The organism is Bowmanella dokdonensis (genome assembly GCF_017254865.1).
Taxonomy (GTDB): Bacteria; Pseudomonadota; Gammaproteobacteria; order Enterobacterales; family Alteromonadaceae; genus Bowmanella; species Bowmanella dokdonensis.
This window is the reverse complement of the sequence record NZ_JAFKCV010000097.1, coordinates 1-440: the sequence shown is the minus strand read 5'-3', so window position 1 is coordinate 440 and position 440 is coordinate 1. Positions and strand designations below refer to the sequence as shown.

The following is a 440-nucleotide window of genomic DNA, read 5'->3' as shown; positions in this document are numbered from 1 at the left end:
CTCACTTTAAGCAGTTAGTCAGCAGCACCAGGATCATCGTTAATTATGCAACCGCCGGCATGTTGTTCGGCCGCCAGGACTACCTTGGCATTGCCCGTCACGGCCTCAACTATCTGGAAAAGGTGCACTTTCAGGCAGAGAGCCAGACCTATGCCTGGACCCTGGACAATCACCAACCTCTGGATATGACACAACAGGCTTATGGTTACGCCTTTGTATTGCTGGCCTATGCAGCGGCTCGCAAATCAGGATTGGTTAGCGACGACAGCAAGCTACTCATGGTTTACGACCTGCTGGAAACGCGTTTCTGGCAAGCAGAATACGGCTTGTATGCCGATGAAATCAGCGCCAGTGGCGAGCTTAGCGACTATCGTGGCCAGAACGCCAATATGCATCTATGTGAAGCCATGCTGGCGGCCTATGAAGCAACAGGTCTTAGC

Annotated in this window: 1 protein-coding gene; it reads left to right on the top strand. The window is 52.5% G+C overall.

Annotated elements, in window-relative coordinates; genetic code table 11:
• Positions 1-440: AGE family epimerase/isomerase (locus J0A66_RS21715; protein ID WP_206575938.1), on the top strand; the 440-nt coding region annotated here is incomplete at both ends.